Below are 20,680 nucleotides of genomic sequence, written 5' to 3' on the forward strand. Positions count from 1 at the left end.
GGTCGTTACCGCGCAGACGCTCCGCCCAATGCCGCGGGCGCTCTCAACCGGGAACCTCTACACAGGAAGTGCAGATCACGATCAGGGAATGAATAAGTTGGAACAAAATTTCAGCAATGTTCAGTTTGCGGATTCCGCTACCTAACAGCTCTGACCCGTGCCGAACGGACTGGCGTGAGCCAACGAGAACTTTAGGTAAAATTTCGCAAAATGAAATATAATATGAAAAAGATAATTATTTATTCTATAATATACGTATTTATTTTGAAATCTAAATTCATCTTAAATGTAGAAAAAAATTTTAGGATAGTACATGTAATGTATGGTTGTCGGCTATTGTAAAAGAAAATGTACTAATTATTGCAACGAAACTTTTGCTCTCGTCAAGCTAGGAAGTTTCAGGCGCTTAATTGTCCAGCCTTTGGACGCCTCCTGCGAGACACCTCTAGTATAGAATATATTTTCCTTTTTATCGAAGTTTGACAAAACAATGCCGAGAAAGGAACATGCTGTAGCATTATTTTTTCATGAGAGATCTTCCCATCAAGGCTGGGTGAGATTTCGCAAGGGGTCCGCGTGGCACAGGTTCGAACACTTAAGCACCTGCCTAACCAGTCAAGTCGCTATAGTGACATCTTCGGTTCGAAATACATCTTGCTCGACAGTGGTGAGTATCCGGAGGGGATCAACGCTTTCTTACAGCATCGACGCAACGGAGGCTTCAGCCGCCGGCGGTCACGGAGGCGGTTGCGGCCAAAAACAGAAGCTGCGGCCGCAGAACGCTTGTGCAATTATTTGACTTTTGTAGAGACAGACGATGCCCATCCCACTTTGCCGGGGCTGGATTGGAAACATTCGAAAGAGTGGCACGTGCGGCATCTCTATGAAAATGCGCTCAGGACTGGAGTTTGGACGCAAGAGTTTTACGCCACAGGGTCTCCGTCACCCCTCGCTGCTGAAACTATCGAGGCAAGAGTAAACGAAGTGCTGCTTTGTTACGGCTGGCTTGAGCAAGAGGGGTACATTTCGAACTTTAACGAAGAACCACCAATCTCTGCGATGGAACACGCCTATCGTCCAATAAGCTTGGGTAGAAAGCTTTCCGTACAAAAAGCAGCCGATGAGATCGTAAGTCCAGCCTACAGAGTTCGACAAACGCCAGGGTCTTTGATCCCGCCTACGCTAGATCAAAAACGCTCGTTCTTTGCCGCACTTCAATCTAATACCTATCGTCCCATCGCTATGTTTTTATACGAAACGGGCCTACGGGTTAGCGAGCTGGTCGATGGGACGCTTGTTCCAGGATCCGTCCATCGACGGAGCCCATCAGCAGCATTTCATCTCAGCAGTTTCCCAACAAGTCCTTACCAGCTGGAATGGTCAGCTAACGATTCCAGGATGATCGGAGTCTTACCTCCCCGAGACCATGCATGGAGGTTGGAAGCCAATGAACAAGCCGATTGCGCCTACCGAGTTGTAGGAAAATTCCTTGTGATTCGCCGTGTGGATTTACCGCGTAGGCTATTGCAATCGCTTTGGCACTATCACGACGGTACCCGAGCCGCCATTCTTCGTCGAAATGGGATCAGACCGAATGATGCGCCAGCGCAGCTTTTTCTGAACAAGTACGGTGCCCCAATCTCTGTCCACGCAATTCAGGAAGCCTTTAGAGTTACAAGCGACCGTTTGAAATGTGGTTACAGCTTTACGCCTCACGCCCTACGCCATGCGTTCGCGTGCGACTACCTCCATTCAGCTATCCTAGCGAGAGCTAAGCTATTTGACGGTTCGGACCAGAGAAAATTGAATTTGGATCTGATCGAGAGGCACGGCGAATTCTGCGCTGCCGTTTTACAGATGCGACTGGGGCATCGGCATTTTGAAACCACAATGATTTACGTTGAACAGCTTAAATTGAGCCTAGCTGGGTACCGTCATCAATTGGAGTGGAACTCAATTCTTGACGCGGATTTAGATTGATGCGGCGCAACGCGAAGCTCGGAACAGCACGGCTATCGGCTAAGCCGCCAGCAATGTTGCGCGAAATCAAAACTTCCGAACTCTCCATTGTTGCGCAACACGGTGAGAAGCGGACGTCCGAACGGAAGTTTTCGTTCCAGCCGTTTGAAGACGTGCCACTGATAATGGAGAGTACCACTCAAATCTGGCGAGATCTACTCCAATCGAAAACGCCTTTAACTCTCAAGGCGGCATCAAGTCACCTGCGCGATCTTTCCGACTATATTAATTACTACCATGCCTTGACCGGTTCCTACGTAAGCTCTGCGAAGCAAATCGAGTTGATCTTCTGTCATCTAGCAGTCGATTTTTTTGAAGGGAAACGCGGTCGGGTAAATCGCCTCCGTGGATTTCGAAGGCTTATGCGATCGATCGGAGTTGATCAAAAATTACTTCCAATAGTCCCATGGGATGAACAGCAGCCAGATGCACGGGAACTGATTGACCCCGCTATCGCAAGGAAGGCGATGTCAGCTGCGAAAAATGAGATCCGTGTGATTCATCGCCGGTTGAAGGAAGCAGCAACGCTTAGCAAAACGGGACACGATCCGAGGCGTGATAGTGGAGGAAAACTTGGAGATTGGCAGAAACCTGTTTGTCGCTACTGGATTATGGAGAACGTTTTTCGCTTTGAGATTCGAAATTATGACGAGCTGCGCTTCGAACGCGGGTTAAATAGCGAGTTGCGCCGCCTCGAAAACCAGCCAGCGGCTGAAATAACCAAAGCCGATGGTTCAGTGACCCGCCAGACCGGATGGCTCGGTCACCTGCGCTGGCGGTACCCGTTTGCGGGCGATATCGCTCCCTTCTTCATAGCAATACTCCTTCGCGGAACAATCAATGCCTCGACACTAGCTAGCCTGGTGGTATCGAAACCCTGGCATGTTCCCTGCCCTCTCAACCTTGGGGCCAATGCTTCAGATGAGTTTGTCTACATCCTGTTCAACAAGACAAGAGGCAGGCAAAAAGCAAAGAAACGTCCAAAGGTGATCCGAATAATATCTTCCAAGACGAATTGGTCGCATCCATTCCAGTTACTCGAATTTCTCAAAGTGCTGACGCAACCACTTAGGTCAGAGATCCGACGTCGCATACGCGAACTGCAAGGGATGTCGCGTCTCAGCGAGGTAGATGAAGCAGAACTTTCGACGCTGGTAGAAATCAAGGACGACTTATTCATCTTCAAGACCGAACAACAGATTACATCTCTGGCAAGGATGACCAACGCCGGGAAAATGCCAAAGCCGATCCGGGACGCATTAGAACGTTACGGTCTGCCAACAGATACGCGGTACTTGAGGGACGTTGGTCTCGCCAATGCTGCGTTCAGTGGCTCGGGAATCGACCTCCTCATGATGCGCTTAGTGGCGCAACACACGAACAGATCTTCTGCTGAAATATACGCGAGAAGGCAGAAGCTAATCCTGAAGCAAGAGGCAATGGCTTCATCATGTTTCGAAAACTCCGTCGCTCTAATTCGTAGCCGCAATTTTTCGTCGGCGGCGCTGAGAGCAGAGTTGACCGCTCAGGGTTTTAACGGCGACGAGACAGAAAGCCTATTGAGCGAGGACAATACGACGCGGTATGGGAATGGCTGCGCCACCCCAACGGCCCCTCCTGAGGGCTTCGACGATGGGAATTTGCATGGAAGTCCCTGCTGGTCACAAAACTGCATAGATGGATGCCCCAGTGCGCGATGGTTCGAGGCTTCGCTACCATCCATCATCACGGAGTTGAAAAGGTCGGAAGAGCAATTAGCAAACACTCCGCCAGACAGCCATTTGCTCAGTACGTTGCCCAGCCGGATTAAGCGACTGAAGACTCTCGTCGCGCTTTGGCCTGCGGATAAGGTTGAAGAAGTCACCCTGTCACTCGGTATAAACTGATGGTGACAAGCCACGCTCAAAGAACCAATTATCGGATTGCGTACCTATCGCTGAAGGTCGAGACTGCAAATGGTCCGCCTTATCCCCGAGATATGGCCGTAACCGAATTGTCTCGTTTTGGAGACAACGAGTGGGTCGAAAACCCTGACCACCTCCCTTCTGGCTACAAAGGACGCGGGAAGTACAACTTTTTCGGCGACGTAAAGACTCCTTTAGGCAACATCCAAATGTCACCAGAAAACGGGAACCTTATACGCCAATTCAAGGAGGCGATGGTCGGGGTCAAATTTCATCGCTATGCTCTCGAATTGAGGCATCCATTCAAGGTGATCAAACCCATCACGTGGCTAGAGCACCATCAAAACTTCCGGCGGATTTTCGCCGCCTCGTCCAGCCTGAGTTTGATCTGCGTATCGCAAATCTTAGATTCTGAACTCGAAGAGATGCTTCGAATTTTGGACCTCGGTGAATCAGGCCGGGTAAATTTTATCCAGCATATTGACTACCTCAAGCTGCTTGCCGATCGGAAGCTCATTTCTACCAAGACAGAAATGCAAAGCCCCGATCTGAGCCATCCACCGGTCGAGGTCGATACAACCACGGCCGCTGGGGCGAAGGTCTTAAACGATGATCAGATCGCCCAGACACTCGCAATCTCTCTGAACTACTACGGAGAATTCAAGACAATCGCCGCTGTCATAATCGACCTGAGAGATGCCAAATTTTCTCAATCGTTGGCGAGGTTCTGGGCTAGCCAAACATTTCCTTCGCTTTTACTCGGGCCAAGCACTTCAGTTGAATTCACATTGATTGCGCTAGTACAAGTCTCCGTCGGAAACCTGATCTCATATCATCTAGGGGTTCGTCCCTCGGAATTGCTTTCTATGAAGCGCAATCTCCTGCATTCCAATCAGACGGAACCGAAGCTTGATCTGTCAAGGATGACTATAGATTTCCAGACATTCAAGGCCATAGACGCCATTGGCGGAGAAAAACGCACTCTAGGGATTTCCAGCATCCTCGCCGAGATCATTAAAGGATTCGAGGAACTGCTGGACACAATTGAATGGCCATCAGAGTTTTTGTTCGCTGAGCCGTCGTCGGACCACGAACTAAGTGTGAATAATTGGAATTATCGCCTAGCGCGATTCTGCGAGCTGCACCAACTCGAATTCAACTTCACTGGTGCTTCGTGGCGGAAAACGTTAATTGGCGTGATGGTGAAAGTCTTTACTAACCCGGCTACAGAGGTTGGAGCTCTGGTCAACCACAAGAGCCGAAGGACCTCGTTTGGCTACGCCCAATCGTCACCTTTCGTGATGCAAGATTTTGAAGAGGAGTACACGCGCGTCATTCGTTCACGATTCCAAACGATATTTGAAGGCGCGACCTTCTTTGGGGGACCAGGCTTGGGCGGAAAACAAGGGCTTATGCTAGAGCAAAACCTCCAGGATTTTTTTCCACGGGACCTTACCGAGCGCGACCTGCGAATGTCAGTGGACGAATTTATCGAGGACATGCTGAAACAAGGCGTGACGCCGATCGTGGTACGACCGGGCGTGTTCTGCGTAAAAGGCAAAAATACTGCCGGACTATGCTCGGTGTCCTCCGGGGATAGCCTGCCCGACACTTCGAAATGTACTGGCAGGTGCAGCTATCAGATCCAACTGGACACCGCGAAAGAGACATTGTTGTGGGAGATTGAATACATCGACCAACGACTGTCTAAGCCCGGCGCGTCGAGTCTCCAAATATCGTATTGGATCAACCAGCTTGTTGATCAAGTCGCCGCTTGGCCTGACCTCAAGCCTATCTTGCTAGAGAAATTTAGTCAAAACGAGAGATTACGGCAATGGCTAAAAGCCTTTCAAGAGGAAGAATTCCGATTGGGCTGAGAAAAGCTTCTTCAAACAGAACATTGGAAGCGCTTAAGAAGCTTAAGGAAGCACAACGTTCGATAGAAGCCGAGGTGGCTGCAGGAGTGCTGTCGGCCAACGAGGTTACGTTGAAGCTGCTTCTTAAAGAGAGAGCGGACCTTGGTGAGAGGTTTCTGGACGGCAAAAACCATAAAGAAACTAAAAAGACGGTAGAGCAATGGCGCATGGACCTCTCGAAGAGTGCCGAGATCCTCCCCACGCCAATCAAAGATCTAACACCCGCCCTCAAAGAAGAGATCGCGCAATTGCGGCTGCATAATGCGCGACTCGCCGACCGAGTTCACTGCTATGCCACCCGCATTCGACACCTTCAGCGGATTGTAGCGAATATCCAGGCTCGCTCAGGGGGAGAGGTGACGTATCTCAACCCCAAGAAATCGCAGAAACCGATCTTGTAAAGTTCGTCACGCAATTCTATCTTTGATGTGCTCCGCGAGGAGACATGGTGCTAAACCTTTTGTGCAATAGACATGCAGGACGCGGCTTCGACGCCGCCGCCTCCACCAGCCAACTTGATGATCGTTTCATCGGTTTATGGGGGCGACATGGGATCGACTGGTGTTGAAAGACAAAAGCTGTACTCGGCATGATACCACCGTTATCGGGTCAAAAAGTGTAGTTGCAAACGACAACAACGCTAAGGGTTATGCTCTCGCTGCCTAATGGCGGTGCGGGAAATCCGACCTAAGTCCTTATTGTTAGCGCTCTAAGGCGGGGTTCGGAGGTACCTGGCAACAGAAACCTCCACTTTCCACTATGCTCGTATTTGATACCGGGCCCGCTTATCGTCGCGGCCGGGGAGAAACACGATCTAAGCGATCGCCTCCCGGATCAACGTGAACTCACAGCGTCCACATTACAAATTTCCTAACCTATTATATTATTTGTCTAATTTAAGTAGACTCCATACCGTTCCCCTCACCTATGCTTCAGTACCCGGCGCCTCCACCACAAGGTGGCCTCCGATGGCCACTTTATGATGGGGGCGAAATAGGATCGACAAGGGTGTAAAGATCGAACTTTTGCTCGGCATGATACCGCCGTTATCGGGTCACAAGTGTAGTTGCAAATGACAACAACGCTAAGGGTTATGCTCTCGCTGCCTAATGGCGGTGCGGGAAATCCGAACTAAGTCCTTACGGTTAGCCCCGTAAGGCGGGGTCCGAAGGCACCTGGCAACAGAAGCCTTCACCTTCCCCTAACACTGGAATACAATCGTAAACTGACTCGGCGGCTCGGGACTTCCGTCCGTTGAAATGGCATGGCATAACGCGTCTTACTAAAAGACGTTAACAGGGAAAGACAGGACCGCATGGCTCAGGATCATATCCGTTACGATATTCTGGCACAGGATGCGCTGCGTGGCGTTATTCGCAAGGTTCTGACAGAGGTCGCGGCTACAGGCCGCCTGCCCGGCGACCACCATTTCTTCATTACCTTCCTTACAGGCGCGCCCGGTGTGCGCATCTCGCAGCACCTGAAGGCGAAGTACAACGAACAGATGACGATTGTCGTACAGCACCAGTTCTGGGATCTGAAGGTAACCGATACGCAGTTCGAAATCGGTCTTTCTTTCTCCGATACTCCTGAACGCCTGGTCATCCCGTTCAATGCCATTCGCGGCTTCTACGATCCCTCGGTGAATTTCGAACTGGAATTCGAGGTGCCGTTGACCGAGGAAGATGAAACTTCCGCGGAAATCACCGCCATTCCGGTGGAGGCAATCGCCAAGACTTCAGAACCTGCAAAAGAAGACGGCGAAGAGAAGAAGGAAGGCTCGGTCGTGTCCCTCGATTCCTTCCGGAAGAAGCAGTAGGCCAGATCGACGGGAGATCGTTCCATGGGTGACGTCGTCAATCTCCGGCAATTCAAGAAGACCAAGGCGCGCTCCGAGAAAGAGAATCACGCCGAGCAAAGCCGTATCAGCCATGGCCGCACCAAGGCTGAGAAATCACTGACGACAGCGCTAAACGACAAGGCTGAGAAATCCCTAAATCAGGGAAAGCTGGAAAAGTCTCAAAAAAATCCAGAATAAGTGGACATTAACGGCCTGTTAGCTGTGCCCATTTGGGTCGCTTGACCCACACCGTTCCGCCAAATTTATAGGGGCCTCTGGTCATGACGATCACGGAGCCACTCTTGATTCACAAGCATTCCGCCACCCTTCACGGTCACCGAACGAGCTTTTCCCTGGAGGACGAATTCTGGTGCGAATTGAAGGCGATCGCCAAGGAAAGAGGCATGAGCCTCGCCAGCCTCATCACCGAAGTCGATGACGAACGCGGTGGCCTAGGCAACCTCTCATCCTCTTTGCGCCTCTACGTTCTCCGCTATCTGAAGGGAACTGACCCGGTTATAGGTAACGACATGGCGAATGAACCGCTGCCTTCGGCAAAAGCGCGCGCCTGAATCGCTACTGGCCGAGACCCGGCAAATTTCCTTCGCCGAAAGGCCTGCCAACCTGATTGCCGGGTTGCAGGTTCTCATTGGTCGGCGGCACTGTAAGCTGAAGTTCGTTCGCCTTGCGTTGCCGCTCCTCTTCCGCAGCTTTCGCCGCCTCGACCATCGCTTGACGCTGCCGCTGCGCGGCCTCAACACGGGCTTTTTCTGCCGCACGCTCCGTCGCATTGAAGTTGTAAAGCGAGACCTCGCGGCGAAGACGCTGCTTTTCCAGTACGCTTGACTGAAGCATTTCCACCCGTCGACGCTCCTGCTCATAGGCGCGCATCGACAGGAAGTTCGTCAGGGCAGCAATATCTATGCGTTCCTTGGGCTTCGTCCGATCGCCCGAATAAAGCAGGCGCACAGTCGGGTCTCCACCGGCAACCGCATCGTCACCGGCATTGTAGGAGATAGCGACAGAGGCATTCATGCCGCGCTCGAAAATGCCAGCAGTTCCTTCCGCCGCAAGGTTGAGACTTCTCGATGGCAACCTGATTTCCTGGACGCGCAATTCACCGCCACTGATCGAAAACGGGATATGCACCTGCCCAAAAGCCACTTCGCCCTGATGGACGAGGGCCGCCACTTTGCCACCGACACTCGCTTCCTTCACCTCGCCCTTCGCGGCATCGGTCGACGCCATCACGGTCTTGAGCAGGTCCGGATTGATGCCGTGAACAGTCACATCAGAAAGCTGAACCTCGCCTGATCCGCTCAGAGCAGCAGCAAGATCGCGCATATTGCCGCCGCTTGCCTCGGCCGAGGCATCGAAACTGACCCTGCCATCCGCAACAGTGCGATCTCCATTGCGCCAGACGATGGATGACAGATCGGCATTTTCCACATGCAGTTTCGTCTGCATGATGCCGGTGCCGTTTCCATTGGAGATCAGAAGCTTGCCTGCAATTTTTCCGCCCTGCCATTCGCCGGAAGCATCATCGAGAGAAATGCCGCCTCCCCGATGCAGAAGCTTCGTCGAGAAGTTCGCGACCCGCCCGATCTCGCCCGCATGAAAGTCCTTGGCCTTCACATCCAGCGAAACTTCACTGTCGCCGAAAACAGGCAGCGAGAATGGTTCTGCCAGCGGCTCTCCATTCTCGGGATTTGTCACCGGACCGAAGACAGCATCGCCAAGCCAGGCGAGATCCAGCATATCGACGGCAAGCGCACCATCGGCTTTGAGGCTGGCGGAGCCACGATCGACTGAAAGCTTCCCATCGAAAGCGTTGCCATCCGCATTCCCGCGCAGCGCTGTTACATCGATTGACTTGTCGGTCAGCGCCAGATCGGCCTTGAGATCGACCGGCAAACCGCCGCCGAACTGCGGAATTCCGATACCGGTCAGAAGCAGATAGGGTTCGATGTTTTGGCTCTTCAGCTCGACATATCCCCGCCCCTCAGCGAAATCATCCGCCATCAGCGATATGTCACCACTGGCGGCAAGCGATGTCCGATCCGTATTGAAGGCAAGCGTCGCGCGGGCGGGTCCATCGGAAGACTTATCAACATTTAGCGCCAGCTTGCCCGGCCCATCGCCGCCAAACGGCAGAATGTTAAGGCCGGCCTGACCGAGCAGGATTTCCGACTTTGGATTATCCAGTGACGCCGCAATCGCCATTGCGTTTCCGCCTGTCAGATTGAACAGAGTCGGCAGCTCTATGTCCACCTTGACCGCACTGCCGTTAATGGAGCCGGCAACCTTCACCGACGCCCCATCCGACTGCTCTCCGATGCTCAGGTCCGCGGTCAGGTCCGCTTCGGAATAGTAGGATGCATTGGCGCTCAGACGGTCAAGAACCGGATGCGCCGGCAATTGCTGCTTGAGCATCGCCATGAATGCCGTCGGGTCTGCCGACTGGAAATGCACCTTTGCGGTCCCGCGATAATCGAGCAGCGAGCCCTGCACTTCGCCCTCGGCAGACACGCGAGCACCTGCAATATCGCCCGCGGACAGATGCCCAAGCGCCAGAACGCCACCCGCCATGGTGAAGGCGGTATCGACATTCTTCGCGACGACTCCGGATACGGTCAATTTCTCGGCCTTGAGCTTTGCCTCCAGCCGGTGATCCAGCACGCTGTGACCGGCATCCTCGCCTGTGACCAGCGAGGCAAGCGCCCGCATCGCATCGAGATCAATTTCATCGCCTGCAAGGTCCACAGACAATCCGGGCGATTGGGTGCCCTGAGACCGCCGCTCCATACTGCCCTTGAGCGTTGCCGGACCTATCGCCAGTTCCAGTCCGTCGAAACGTTGGACGTTGGTGGTCAGATCGACCTTGGCCGAAAAACCTGCCGTGCGGAGTTGGCGGATTGCCGGATCGACGCGGCCGGAAAGCCAGTCGGCAAGGCCGGACGGCTGGGTGGAGGCAAGCAGCATGTCGCCCTTGAAAGACGGAAGGCCCTCCAGCACCAGCGCACCGGTCGCTTCCATCCGGGTCCGTCCCGGCAAGGTCGCAATCGCCTTGTCAACCGTCCAGCCGCCATCCGCCGGACGCACGTCGAGCTGGATATCGCGGATCGTCGTATCGTTCAAAACAACGGCCGGCAGCTTGAGGCTGGCGCGACCGGGAACCTGCGGAATGGGAATGGATGCGGCCATCTCGACAAACGCCTGCAGCCGGCGCTGCGCGGATGCAGCGGCATCGCGGCCCGTCTTGCCACGCATTCCCTGCTGTCCGAGCTTATTGACGTCGATCTGCTGTCCTTCGGCAGTCAGCAGAAATTCGGGTCTGCTGCCGGTATCGAGCGTGGCCTCACCGGTCACTACGTAAGGTTCGTTGAGCGCACCAACCTCAAGCCGATAGTCGGCGACCCGTATCCGGTCATTGGTTATTTCGAAACCGCCCTTAACCCGAGGCCCGGGCAGTGGAGCGCTAACCGGCTCTGTCTCGTCCTCTTCCTGCAGCACATTCACGGTAAAGCTGCCGCTATAGGTCGGCACGTTTTCAGCCAGGGTCAGTTCACCGTCGAGATTGACCTCGAGAGGTTCGTCCTCAGGCCAGAGCCGCAGCCTGAGCGGCAGACGTTTCGTTTCGACATCTGCGGCGCCGGTAACGAGGCTGAAGCGCCCCTCTTCACCGTCAAGGATAGCATTCCCCTCACCGCGCCACGGGCCGGCAAGCGACGCCGCCGACATTTCCGCAGTCAGCCCGGTGATATTTCGGGACCGCCCGGACTGCTCATCAATCACGGCGACCGCCGCATTGCTGATGTGAACATCCTCGATCACCACGACACGCGTCGGAATGGCCGGCCGGCTTCCGCGCATCCAGTCGAGCGTCCCATCCTTCAGGACGCGGACGCGTACCGTTGGATCCTCGATACGCATATCGAAGATACGCGCCTCACCGGAAAGAAACGGTGCCAGCTCCATATCCATGGAAAAGCTGGCGATCTGTGCCAACGGCTTGCCGTCAACATCCTGCCCGACGCGGACGTCATGCAAGGTGATCGATGGAAACGGGAGTAGGCGGGCATCGACCTCGCCGTGTACCGATACTTTCTTGCCGAGCATACGGCTCGCCTGCTGCTCGAATTCGACGCGGAAGCTCGACCAGTCAAGCACGAACGGCGCGAGCAGCGCGGCAAAAAGAACCACGACGATCGAGCCGCCGATTGCCACCATCACGCGTCCAAACACCGTCCCAATTCTCCTGTTTCACTCACACTACCGGATCGGCAGTCGCGTTCAAGTCACGCCTGCGCCATACGGAAGATCTTGCCGGGATTGAAGATATTTTCGGGATCGAGCCCCTTTTTGACAGACCGCATGACATCAAGTGCGCCACCCAACTCTTCGTCGAGATAGGACATCTTGCCCTGCCCCACGCCGTGCTCGCCGGTGCAGGTGCCATCCATGGCAAGCGCGCGGCGACTGAGCCGTTCCGTGAATGCCTCGACATTAGCAACCGATGCTGGGTCCTTGTCGTCGAAGAGCACCAGAACATGGAAATTCCCGTCTCCTGCATGGCCGACGATGGGCGCGAGAAGACCGGAATTGCGGATATCTGCCTGAGTTTCGGCAACGCATTCGGCGAGCCGCGAAATTGGCACGCAGACATCCGTCGAAAGACCGTTTAGCGACGGGTCGAGCGCGCGCCCCGCCCAATAGGCATTGTGCCGCGCATTCCAGAGCTTGGTTCGCTCCTCGGCATTGGCAGTCCAGTGGAATTCGTCGCCGCCGCATTCGGCAGCGATCTCGGCAAACTGCTCCGACTGGATACGGACCGTATCCTCGGTGCCATGAAATTCCAGAAAAAGCGTCGGCTTCTCGGGATAGGAAAGATTGGAATAGGCGTTGCAGGCCTTGATCTGCACGTCGTCCAGAAGCTCGATGCGCGCAACAGGTATGCCCATCTGGATCGTCATGATGACTGCATTGCAGGCATCTTCGATCGTCGGAAACGCGCAGACGCCGCCACCGATCTTTTCAGGGATACCCTGCAGCTTCAGCGTCACCGAAGTGATGACGCCGAGCGTGCCTTCTGCACCGACGAAAAGTCGGGTCAGGTCATAACCCGCCGAAGACTTCTTGGCACGGCGCGCGGTGCGGATTTCCTCACCGTTGGCAGTCACCACGGTGAGCGCAAGAACATTGTCCTTCATAGTGCCGTAACGCACCGCGTTCGTGCCCGAAGCGCGGGTCGAAGCCATACCGCCGATGGTGGCATTGGCACCGGGATCGATCGGGAAGAAAAGCCCCGTATCGCGCAGTTCACGATTAAGCTCTTCACGGGTAATGCCGGGCTCAACCGTGACATCGAGGTCTTCCGGACTGATGCTCAGCACCTTGTTCATACGCGAAAAATCAACCGAAATGCCGCCGGACGGCGCATTCACCTGACCTTCGAGCGAGGAGCCGACACCGAACGGGATGACGGGGACGCGATGTTCGGCACAGATCCCGACGATCAATTTTACGTCTTCGCTAGTCTCAACGAAGACGACGCCATCCGGCAGCTGCGCCGGCAAATAGGTGGTGGTGTGGGCATGCTGTTCGCGAAACGACTGGCCGGTCTGGAAACGATCCCCGAACGCCTGCTTCAAAATCCCGAGGACAGTGCTGATACCGTCCTCGTTGCGCGCGCCAGACTGAACGTCCCGAATTGCCATGTCGAATTCTCCTGCATGCTGAGCAGGAGATTGGTTAGGAGACAGGGCCTTGTTTGTCCAGCCGAAAGGCGGTCGACCCGGTACGTGATGACAGATCCTATTCGGCTGCCATCAAAGGAGGCTGCTTGCTGTCGTTCGCCCGGCTCTTTTTCGCATTCTCCAGCTCGTCATGGAAACGGGCTTCCTCATGCGCGTGCGGCTTGGCGAAGCGGGCAAGCAGGAGATAGGCAACCGGCGTAATGTAGAGCGTCACCAGCGTGGCAAAGCCGAGGCCGCCGACGATCACCCAACCAAGCGCGATACGGGCCTCGGCACCGGCCCCTTGAGCCAGAACCAGGGGCAGACCACCGATCACGGTTGCGATCATCGTCATCATCACTGGCCGCAGACGCAGGCTGCAGGCCCGTTCGATCGCCTCCCGGCAATTGGCGCCCTCGTTTCGCAGGTGATTGGCAAACTCAACGATCAGAATGCCGTTCTTGGCCATCACCCCGACAAGCAGGACGAGACCGATCTGCGAGTAGACATTCAGGCTGGACCCCGTCAGCACCAGTGCAAACGCGGCGCAGGCAAGCCCCAGCGGCACCGTCGACATGATGATGATAGACGACAGCACGCTTTCGAACTGGGCTGCCAGCACCAGGAAGATGATGGCGATGGCAAAGCCGAAGGTCAGCGCCATGCCGCTGGAATTTTCCTTGAGCGTCGCCGCTTCCGCAAGCGGGATCAGACGCGATCCCTGTGGCAACAGCGGCTGAGCCAGTTCGGTCGCCACCTGAACCGCCTGGCCGAGCGATACGCCTTCCTTGAGACCCGCGGAGAAGGAAACCGAAGCAAGCTGCTGCTCCCGCCGCAACGTCGGAGACACCGCGCGTTCCTCCAATGTCGCGACGGTCGACATCGGCACCATTCGTCCGTCCTTGGTCTTCAGGAAGATGCTTTCGAGATCGGTTGGATCGTCGATCGGCCTCGTGGTTGACTTGAGCTTGACCGGGATCGCCTCGCCATCGACGAACACATCGACGACAGAACGCCCTTCGAGAAGCGATTGCACCGCCGTACCGAGAGCCTTGATGTCGATACCGAGGTCAGACGCACGTTCGCGATTGACCGTTATGAAAATTTGCGCCTGATTAGGCTCATCGTTCAGGCGTGGCGTATCGAACAGATTGGTCTCACGCAGCGAATCCACCAGCTTTGCCGCAGCCGCCGTCAATTGTTCGTGGCTGGTACCGACCAGCGCCATCTGCAACCCGTTGCCGGCGCCGCGGATACGCAGGCTATTTTGCTGCTGGGCGAAGGCTCTGAGTGCCGGCACAGTCGCCGTCGCCGCGTTGATATCCTTGACGATGTCCGCCTGGCTGCGCTCGCGCTCCGACCAGGGAGCGAGCGTCAGCACCATGAAGCCGTTGTTCTTCGCTCCGCCCTGCCCCGAGATCGAATAGATGTTCTGAATCTCTCCCGCGTCGACGAGCGGCTGAAGTTTTTCTTCAACTTGCTGCAGCTTGTCCCGCATATATTTCAGGCTGACGCCCTCCGGCGCGGTGGCACGCAGGAACACCATCGCCCGGTCTTCCGGCGGTGTCAGTTCGCTCTTGACCGTCTTGAAGGCCATGTAGCCAGCACCACCAAACAGTAGCGCGACCACAACGACTGCAGCCGGCACGTTGAGGCAGGCATGGAGCGTCGTTCGATAGACATTGGCAAACAACGTGCCGAATCTACCGAGCAGCCCGTCATGCTTCTCCTTGATCGGCTTGGTCAGCATCCGCGAGGCAAGCATCGGGCAGAGCGTCAACGCCGTGATCGATGAAAGCGCCACAGCGAAAGCGAGAACGAAACCAAATTCGCGGAACAGACCGCCCATCTGGCCGGGCAGGAAGGAAAGTGGGATGAAGACTGCGGCGAGCGTGGCCGTCGTCGCAAGAACCGCGAAGAACACTTCCTGCGTCCCGATCACGGCCGCAGCACGCGGCCCCATGCCTTCAGCTCTCCGCCGCACGATATTTTCCAGAACGACGATCGCATCATCGACGACAAGTCCGGTCGCCAGAACGATGGCCAAAAGTGTGAGAATATTGATGGAGAACCCGACCATATAGATCGCGACCAGCGTGCCGATCAGCGCAACCGGCATGGTCAGCGCAGGAATGAGCGTCGCCTTCCAGTCGCGCAGGAACAGGAAGATGACCAGAACCACGATCGTACCCGAGAGGGCAAGGGCAATCTCTACCTCGTGCAGCGCGCCCTGAATGAACACGGCGTCATCGCTGGTGATCGCGATCCGCGTGCCTTCCGGCAGGCTCTTCGACAATTCTGCAACGGCGGCGCGAACACCTTCGGAAATACTGAGCGTATTCGACTGAGCCTGTCGGAGCACGCCGAGACCGACGCCCTGGATGCCGTTCGACCGAAGCGCCGTCGTCCCATCATCCGGCCCGAGCATTACGGTCGCGACATCGCGAAGCCGGACATTGTCGTTGATAAGGATATTTTCGAAGTCTTCCGGCTTGGTGAGATTGGCCGTGGCACGGACGACGATGTCCTGTGTCGAGGATTCCAGTGATCCCGCCGGCACATCCATGGCAGCGGTGGACAATGCATTCGAAAGGTCCGCAATCGTCAACCCGCGGCTCGCCAGCGCCGTCTGGTTCACGTCAACGCGAAAGATTTTCTCCTGATCGCCGTAAAGCTCGACATCGGCAACACCATCGACGGCGGCCAGCCGGTCGGAAACCTCGTTATCGACGAGAAGCGTCAGCTCTTCCATCGACATCGTGAACGAGGTCACGGCAAGACGCATGATCGGCTGGCTGTCGCTATCCGCCTTGATGATGCGTGGCTCGTCGGCATCCTCCGGCAATTGCCCGGTCACGCGGCCGAGCGCATCGCGCACGTCGTTCGCCGCCACAGCCAGATCCGCAGTATCGCTGAATTCGAGTGTGACCCGGCTCTGGCCGAAGTCGGAAATCGATGAGATCGTTTTCAGGCCGCTGACTCGCGCAACGGCACCCTCGATGACATCGGTCACCTCCTGGTCCATCGTCTGCGCCGATGCACCATCATAGGTGGTGCGAACGCTGATCACCGGCTGATCGACATCCGGCAGCTCGCGGACTTCGACACCGACAAGCGCGGCAAGACCGGCGACCACCAGCAACGTGTTGATGACCGCGGCGAGGATAGGACGCCGTACGAAAAGCGCGGTGAAACCCTGCTTGCCGGATTGGCCGTTTGATCCGCCCTGCGCGACCTCGTGCGATTGTCCGCCTTTATCCTCGCTCATCGGCTGGCAACCTCCGGCGGCTTTTCACCGGCAATGCGCACTGCACCACCTTCGCGAACCCGCTGCAGGCCTTCCGTTGCAATCGCATCGCCTTCGTTCAGGTCTGCCGCAACAAGAATGGCGTCCGGATTGCGCTGGATGATCCTGACCCTCGCCTTTACCGACTTGTGGTCTTCGATCCGCCAGACGAAGGAGCCCTGCGTATCCCATTGGATCGCAAGTGGATCGACAGCGGGATAGGTTTCGCCGGGGAAACGCATGGTAACGCCGAAGGACATCCCAGCCCTCAATTCATCTTCGCCATTCGGAATTTTTGCGCGGATGCGGATCGTGCGGCTGGCGGGATCGACGCGGTTATCCACCGCCTCGACAGACCCCTTGAATGTCTGTCCGGGACGGGAGATCGACGCGGCCTCCACCGGCATGCCAGTCTTCACTTGCACGGCAAACCGCTCTGGCGCCCAGAAATCGACGAGCAGTTCGGATCGGTTGTCGATGGTCACCACATTGCTCGACGTCGTGACGTTATCGCCGATATTGATGGCGACGATACCGACGATGCCATCGATCGGCGCCACAACGGACCGGCGCTTCAGCGAGAGCTGCGCATTGGTTAGCGCAAGCTGAGCCGTCTCTTCGGCAATTTGCGCATCGAGCACTTCGAGCCGTGAAAAGCTTTTCAGGTTTTGGTAGCTCTCCGACTTTTCCTTTGCGCTGCGAAGAAGCACCTGTGCCTGATCGCGCAGGATGATCTGTTCGTCATCGTCTAGCTGGGCGAGAACCTGCCCCTTCTTCACCTGATCACCGGATTTTACCAGGATCTCGTTGATCGTGCCCGCCGCCTGCGGCATGACGATAACCGACTGGATCGCCTCACCATCACCGATTGCGGAAAGGCTGTCGTTGACGATGCCAGTTCCGACCGGACGTGTTGCAACCAGCACGGCCTGCCCGCCCGACGAATTCTGCCGGTTGCCGCCCGCGCCTGTCGAGCGTTGGCCGCTTCCGGCCACGGTCGCCGAAGCCGGTTCCCTCGCTTTAGGATTGATCGTCGAGACGATTGCCTCAGGCACTCCCATCGAGACCAGCGTGCGGCCAGCATCCGCCGACAGATAAACCCAGAAACAGAGGCCTCCGAGTAAAACCGCAGCCGACAGAAGAAGCTGGTTCCAGATCCGCATTCATGTCCTCGTGAAGTATCTTATGGGTATGAGGAGTATCCTCGTTTCCCTATTAACAAGCAATGGCTGCACCACTGCCTTACCGATTTGTAACATCACGGGATTTCACGCTTATGTCAGAATGAGATCATCCCTTTGGTTGCAAAAAACGTCGTTATCGACAGCTTTGTCAGCTTGAACGATTTTCGCGTGTCGTAGTTCAATTCGCACCGTGATGGACTATTTCATCCACCAAAACGGGAATGAAAAGAGAACATCGACTGGCCTTTCCGGCTCGAATCACTACATTGGCCGCATGAGTAACAGTTTCGACGATATTCCGTTCTTCGATGAAGAGCCGGAACCCGCGCCGCGCAGGCAGCAAGCCCCATCTGATCGCCAGCAACTCCAGAGCGGGGCATCAGGTGGATTGGGCATAGCGGCTCGCGCCATGGCAGCGCGCGATGGCGCACGCCCTGCCGCGGATTATCTATCCGGCCTGAACCCTGAACAGCGCGAGGCCGTGGAAACCGTGGACGGCCCGGTTCTTGTTCTTGCAGGAGCCGGTACCGGAAAGACGCGTGTCCTGACCACTCGTATCGCTCATATTCTGGCGACCGGTAAAGCCTGGCCAAGCCAGATTCTCGCCGTCACCTTTACCAATAAGGCGGCGCGCGAGATGAAGGAGCGTATCGGCGTCCTCGTCGGCGGTGCAGTCGAAGGCATGCCGTGGCTTGGTACATTCCACTCGATCGGGGTGAAGATCCTGCGTCGCCATGCCGAACTCGTCGGACTTCGTTCGGACTTCACCATTCTCGATACCGATGACGTGGTTCGACTGATCAAGCAGCTGATCCAGGCCGAGGGCCTGGACGACAAGCGCTGGCCGGCAAAACAATTCGCCGGCATGATCGACGGCTGGAAGAACAAGGGGCTGCTTCCACACGATATCCCCGAAGGAGACGCGCGCGCCTTCGCCAATGGCAAGGGCCGCGAACTTTACGCTGCCTATCAGGCGCGCTTGAGAACGCTCAACGCCTGCGACTTTGGCGACCTTCTGCTGCATCCGATCGCGATCTTTCGCAAGACGCCGGACCTGCTGAAGGAATATCACGAGAAATTCCGCTATATTCTGGTCGACGAGTATCAGGACACCAATACCGCACAATATATGTGGCTGCGCCTGCTGGCACAGCGACCTAAGAACGTGCCTCAGAACGTCTGCTGCGTTGGCGACGACGACCAGTCGATCTATGGATGGCGAGGTGCGGAAGTCGACAACATCCTGCGCTTCGAAAAGGATTTTCCGGGCGCCAAGGTCATCAAGCTGGAGCGCAATTATCGTTCCACCGAGCACATTCTCGGCGCTGCCGGCCACCTGATCGCCCATAATGAAGGCAGGCTCGGCAAGACGCTGTTCACCGATCGCGTCGATCCGGACGATGAGAAAGTCATCGTTCATGCAGCCTGGGATTCGGAGGAAGAAGCCCGTGCCGTCGGCGAGGAGATCGAGCGGCTGCAGCGGGGTGACGGCGACGGCAAGAAGCATGCACTCAACGATATGGCGATCCTCGTGCGCGCCTCCTTCCAGATGCGCGAGTTCGAAGATCGCTTTGTCACACTCGGCCTGAACTATCGCGTCGTCGGCGGTCCACGTTTCTACGAACGGCTCGAAATCCGCGATGCCATGGCCTATTTCCGCCTCGTCTGCCAGCCGGCGGATGATCTGGCCTTCGAGCGTATCATCAATACGCCGAAGCGTGGGCTTGGCGATACGACCGTGCGTTATCTGCACGATTCCGCCCGTGCCCGCGACATTCCGATGCTGCAGGCCGCGGCCGAGATGGTCGAAACGGATGAGCTGAAGCCGAAGGCGCGCAAGGCGCTTTTCGATGTCGTGCAGAACTTCAGGAACTGGCAGGAACGGCTTGAAAGAACGGAACATACCGAACTTGCCGAGCAGATCCTCGAAGAGTCGGGCTATACCGACATGTGGAAGAACGACAAGTCAGCGGAAGCACCGGGTCGTCTCGACAACCTGAAGGAACTGATCCGCTCGATGGAGCAGTTCGACAGCATGCGCGGCTTCCTTGAGCACGTCTCTCTCGTCATGGATGCCGAGCAGAACGAGAACCTCGACGCGGTCTCGATCATGACGCTCCATTCGGCCAAGGGGCTGGAATTCGACACGGTCTTTCTGCCTGGTTGGGAGGAAGGCCTCTTTCCGCATCAGCGGGCGCTTGATGAAGGCGGTCGATCCGGTCTCGAGGAAGAACGCCGCCTCGCCTATGTCGGGATCACGCGCGCAAAGCACCGCTGCCATATCTGGTTCGTCTCCAACCGGCGTATCCACGGCCTATGGCAATCGACCATGCCGTCCCGCTTCCTGGAAGAACTGCCGCAGAACCACGTCGATGTGGCAGCTTCCGATTCATCGAATTACGGCGGGTATGGCGGGCGTGGCGGTTACGGCCAGTCGCGTTTCGACAAGGCCGATCCGTTCGCCAACAACTACTCGACGCCAGGCTGGAAACGCGCCCAGGCCAACAAGACGGACGCCACTCGCGACAATTGGGGCAACCGCTCCGGCCATGCGGTGGAACGCATCGGTTACGGAGAAAGCGGCCCGCGCGGCCGCACGATCGACGGCGAGCTTGTGGCCAAGTCGGTGGCCGACACGCCATCGAAATTCACTATCGGCGATCGGGTTTTCCACATCAAGTTCGGCAATGGCAATGTCATGGCGATCGAAGGCAACAAGCTGACGATCGAATTTGACCGAGCTGGTCAAAAGCGCGTTCTGGATGGTTTTGTGGAAAAAGCGTGACGGCAGTCGCC

Annotated in this window: 12 protein-coding genes and 2 other RNA genes; 10 read left to right on the forward strand and 4 right to left on the reverse strand. The window is 56.1% G+C overall.

The genetic code is table 11. The features are described from left to right. Nucleotides 1-576: 576 nt before the first annotated feature. From ACI3K0_RS01480 to ACI3K0_RS01520, 9 genes are all read left to right on the forward strand, one after another. Nucleotides 577-1,980 (forward strand): hypothetical protein, encoded by a 1,404-nt coding sequence (locus ACI3K0_RS01480; RefSeq protein WP_404944826.1) that lies wholly within the window; start codon nt 577-579, stop codon nt 1,978-1,980. Then, on the forward strand, nt 1,980-3,905 hold the full coding sequence (locus tag ACI3K0_RS01485; protein WP_404944827.1) for a hypothetical protein: 1,926 nt from the start codon (nt 1,980-1,982) through the stop codon (nt 3,903-3,905). Before ACI3K0_RS01480 ends, ACI3K0_RS01485 begins: the two co-directional genes overlap by 1 nt. Beyond that, entirely contained in the window at nt 3,905-5,800 is a 1,896-nt protein-coding gene (locus tag ACI3K0_RS01490; protein WP_404944828.1) for a hypothetical protein, read from the forward strand. Before ACI3K0_RS01485 ends, ACI3K0_RS01490 begins: the two co-directional genes overlap by 1 nt. Continuing rightward, entirely contained in the window at nt 5,758-6,240 is a 483-nt protein-coding gene (locus ACI3K0_RS01495) for a hypothetical protein (RefSeq protein WP_404944829.1), read from the forward strand. Before ACI3K0_RS01490 ends, ACI3K0_RS01495 begins: the two co-directional genes overlap by 43 nt. Beyond that, nucleotides 6,231-6,591: a transfer-messenger RNA gene (gene ssrA, locus ACI3K0_RS01500) on the forward strand. The genes ACI3K0_RS01495 and ssrA (ACI3K0_RS01500) overlap by 10 nt, the downstream gene beginning before the upstream one ends. A gap of 97 nt (nt 6,592-6,688) precedes the next feature. Beyond that, nucleotides 6,689-7,035: a transfer-messenger RNA gene (ssrA, locus tag ACI3K0_RS01505) on the forward strand. Between the two features lie 119 nt (nt 7,036-7,154). Continuing rightward, a complete protein-coding gene (locus ACI3K0_RS01510; RefSeq protein WP_148147645.1) occupies nt 7,155-7,658 on the forward strand; it encodes an SspB family protein in 504 nt (167 codons plus the stop codon). Nucleotides 7,659-7,682: 24 nt separating this feature from the next. Continuing rightward, nucleotides 7,683-7,877 carry a DUF4169 family protein gene (locus ACI3K0_RS01515; RefSeq protein ID WP_404944830.1) on the forward strand — a complete coding sequence of 65 codons (195 nt, stop codon included), beginning with the start codon at nt 7,683-7,685 and terminating at the stop codon, nt 7,875-7,877. A 104-nt stretch (nt 7,878-7,981) separates the two neighbouring features. Beyond that, nucleotides 7,982-8,251 carry a ribbon-helix-helix domain-containing protein gene (locus ACI3K0_RS01520; RefSeq protein ID WP_148147643.1) on the forward strand — a complete coding sequence of 90 codons (270 nt, stop codon included), beginning with the start codon at nt 7,982-7,984 and terminating at the stop codon, nt 8,249-8,251. Between the two features lie 4 nt (nt 8,252-8,255). Here ACI3K0_RS01520 and ACI3K0_RS01525 read toward each other — a convergent pair whose 3' ends face one another. From ACI3K0_RS01525 to ACI3K0_RS01540, 4 genes are all read right to left on the reverse strand, one after another. Continuing rightward, nucleotides 8,256-11,924, reverse strand: a complete 3,669-nt coding sequence (locus tag ACI3K0_RS01525) for an AsmA-like C-terminal region-containing protein (protein ID WP_183821501.1) — start codon at nt 11,922-11,924, stop codon at nt 8,256-8,258. Between the two features lie 53 nt (nt 11,925-11,977). After that, nucleotides 11,978-13,396, reverse strand: coding sequence for an FAD-binding oxidoreductase (locus tag ACI3K0_RS01530; RefSeq protein ID WP_183821500.1), 1,419 nt, complete (start codon nt 13,394-13,396; stop codon nt 11,978-11,980). Between the two features lie 97 nt (nt 13,397-13,493). Beyond that, the gene (locus ACI3K0_RS01535; protein WP_404944831.1) at nt 13,494-16,682 is read right to left on the reverse strand and encodes an efflux RND transporter permease subunit; all 3,189 of its coding nucleotides are present in this window, start codon (nt 16,680-16,682) and stop codon (nt 13,494-13,496) included. Further along, nucleotides 16,679-17,863 carry an efflux RND transporter periplasmic adaptor subunit gene (locus ACI3K0_RS01540; RefSeq protein WP_183821498.1) on the reverse strand — a complete coding sequence of 395 codons (1,185 nt, stop codon included), beginning with the start codon at nt 17,861-17,863 and terminating at the stop codon, nt 16,679-16,681. The genes ACI3K0_RS01535 and ACI3K0_RS01540 overlap by 4 nt, the downstream gene beginning before the upstream one ends. Nucleotides 17,864-18,158: 295 nt before the next feature. Here ACI3K0_RS01540 and ACI3K0_RS01545 point away from each other — a divergent pair, with 295 nt between their 5' ends. Next, the gene (locus ACI3K0_RS01545; protein WP_183685877.1) at nt 18,159-20,669 is read left to right on the forward strand and encodes an ATP-dependent helicase; all 2,511 of its coding nucleotides are present in this window, start codon (nt 18,159-18,161) and stop codon (nt 20,667-20,669) included. Nucleotides 20,670-20,680: the final 11 nt, after the last annotated feature.

It is taken from the genome of Rhizobium sp. ZW T2_16, assembly GCF_044987325.1.
Taxonomy (GTDB): domain Bacteria; phylum Pseudomonadota; class Alphaproteobacteria; order Rhizobiales; family Rhizobiaceae; genus Neorhizobium; species Neorhizobium cellulosilyticum.

What these genes read in the sequence shown, in the direction of transcription:
- ACI3K0_RS01535 (WP_404944831.1), bottom strand. Translation starts at nt 16,682, where the DNA reads ATGAGCGAGGATAAAGGCGGACAATCGCACGAGGTCGCGCAGGGCGGA.
- ACI3K0_RS01490 (WP_404944828.1), top strand. Translation starts at nt 3,905, where the DNA reads ATGGTGACAAGCCACGCTCAAAGAACCAATTATCGGATTGCGTACCTA.
- ACI3K0_RS01530 (WP_183821500.1), bottom strand. Translation starts at nt 13,396, where the DNA reads ATGGCAATTCGGGACGTTCAGTCTGGCGCGCGCAACGAGGACGGTATC.
- ACI3K0_RS01545 (WP_183685877.1), top strand. Translation starts at nt 18,159, where the DNA reads ATGAGTAACAGTTTCGACGATATTCCGTTCTTCGATGAAGAGCCGGAA.
- ACI3K0_RS01485 (WP_404944827.1), top strand. Translation starts at nt 1,980, where the DNA reads ATGCGGCGCAACGCGAAGCTCGGAACAGCACGGCTATCGGCTAAGCCG.
- ACI3K0_RS01495 (WP_404944829.1), top strand. Translation starts at nt 5,758, where the DNA reads ATGGCTAAAAGCCTTTCAAGAGGAAGAATTCCGATTGGGCTGAGAAAA.
- ACI3K0_RS01540 (WP_183821498.1), bottom strand. Translation starts at nt 17,863, where the DNA reads ATGCGGATCTGGAACCAGCTTCTTCTGTCGGCTGCGGTTTTACTCGGA.
- ACI3K0_RS01510 (WP_148147645.1), top strand. Translation starts at nt 7,155, where the DNA reads ATGGCTCAGGATCATATCCGTTACGATATTCTGGCACAGGATGCGCTG.
- ACI3K0_RS01515 (WP_404944830.1), top strand. Translation starts at nt 7,683, where the DNA reads ATGGGTGACGTCGTCAATCTCCGGCAATTCAAGAAGACCAAGGCGCGC.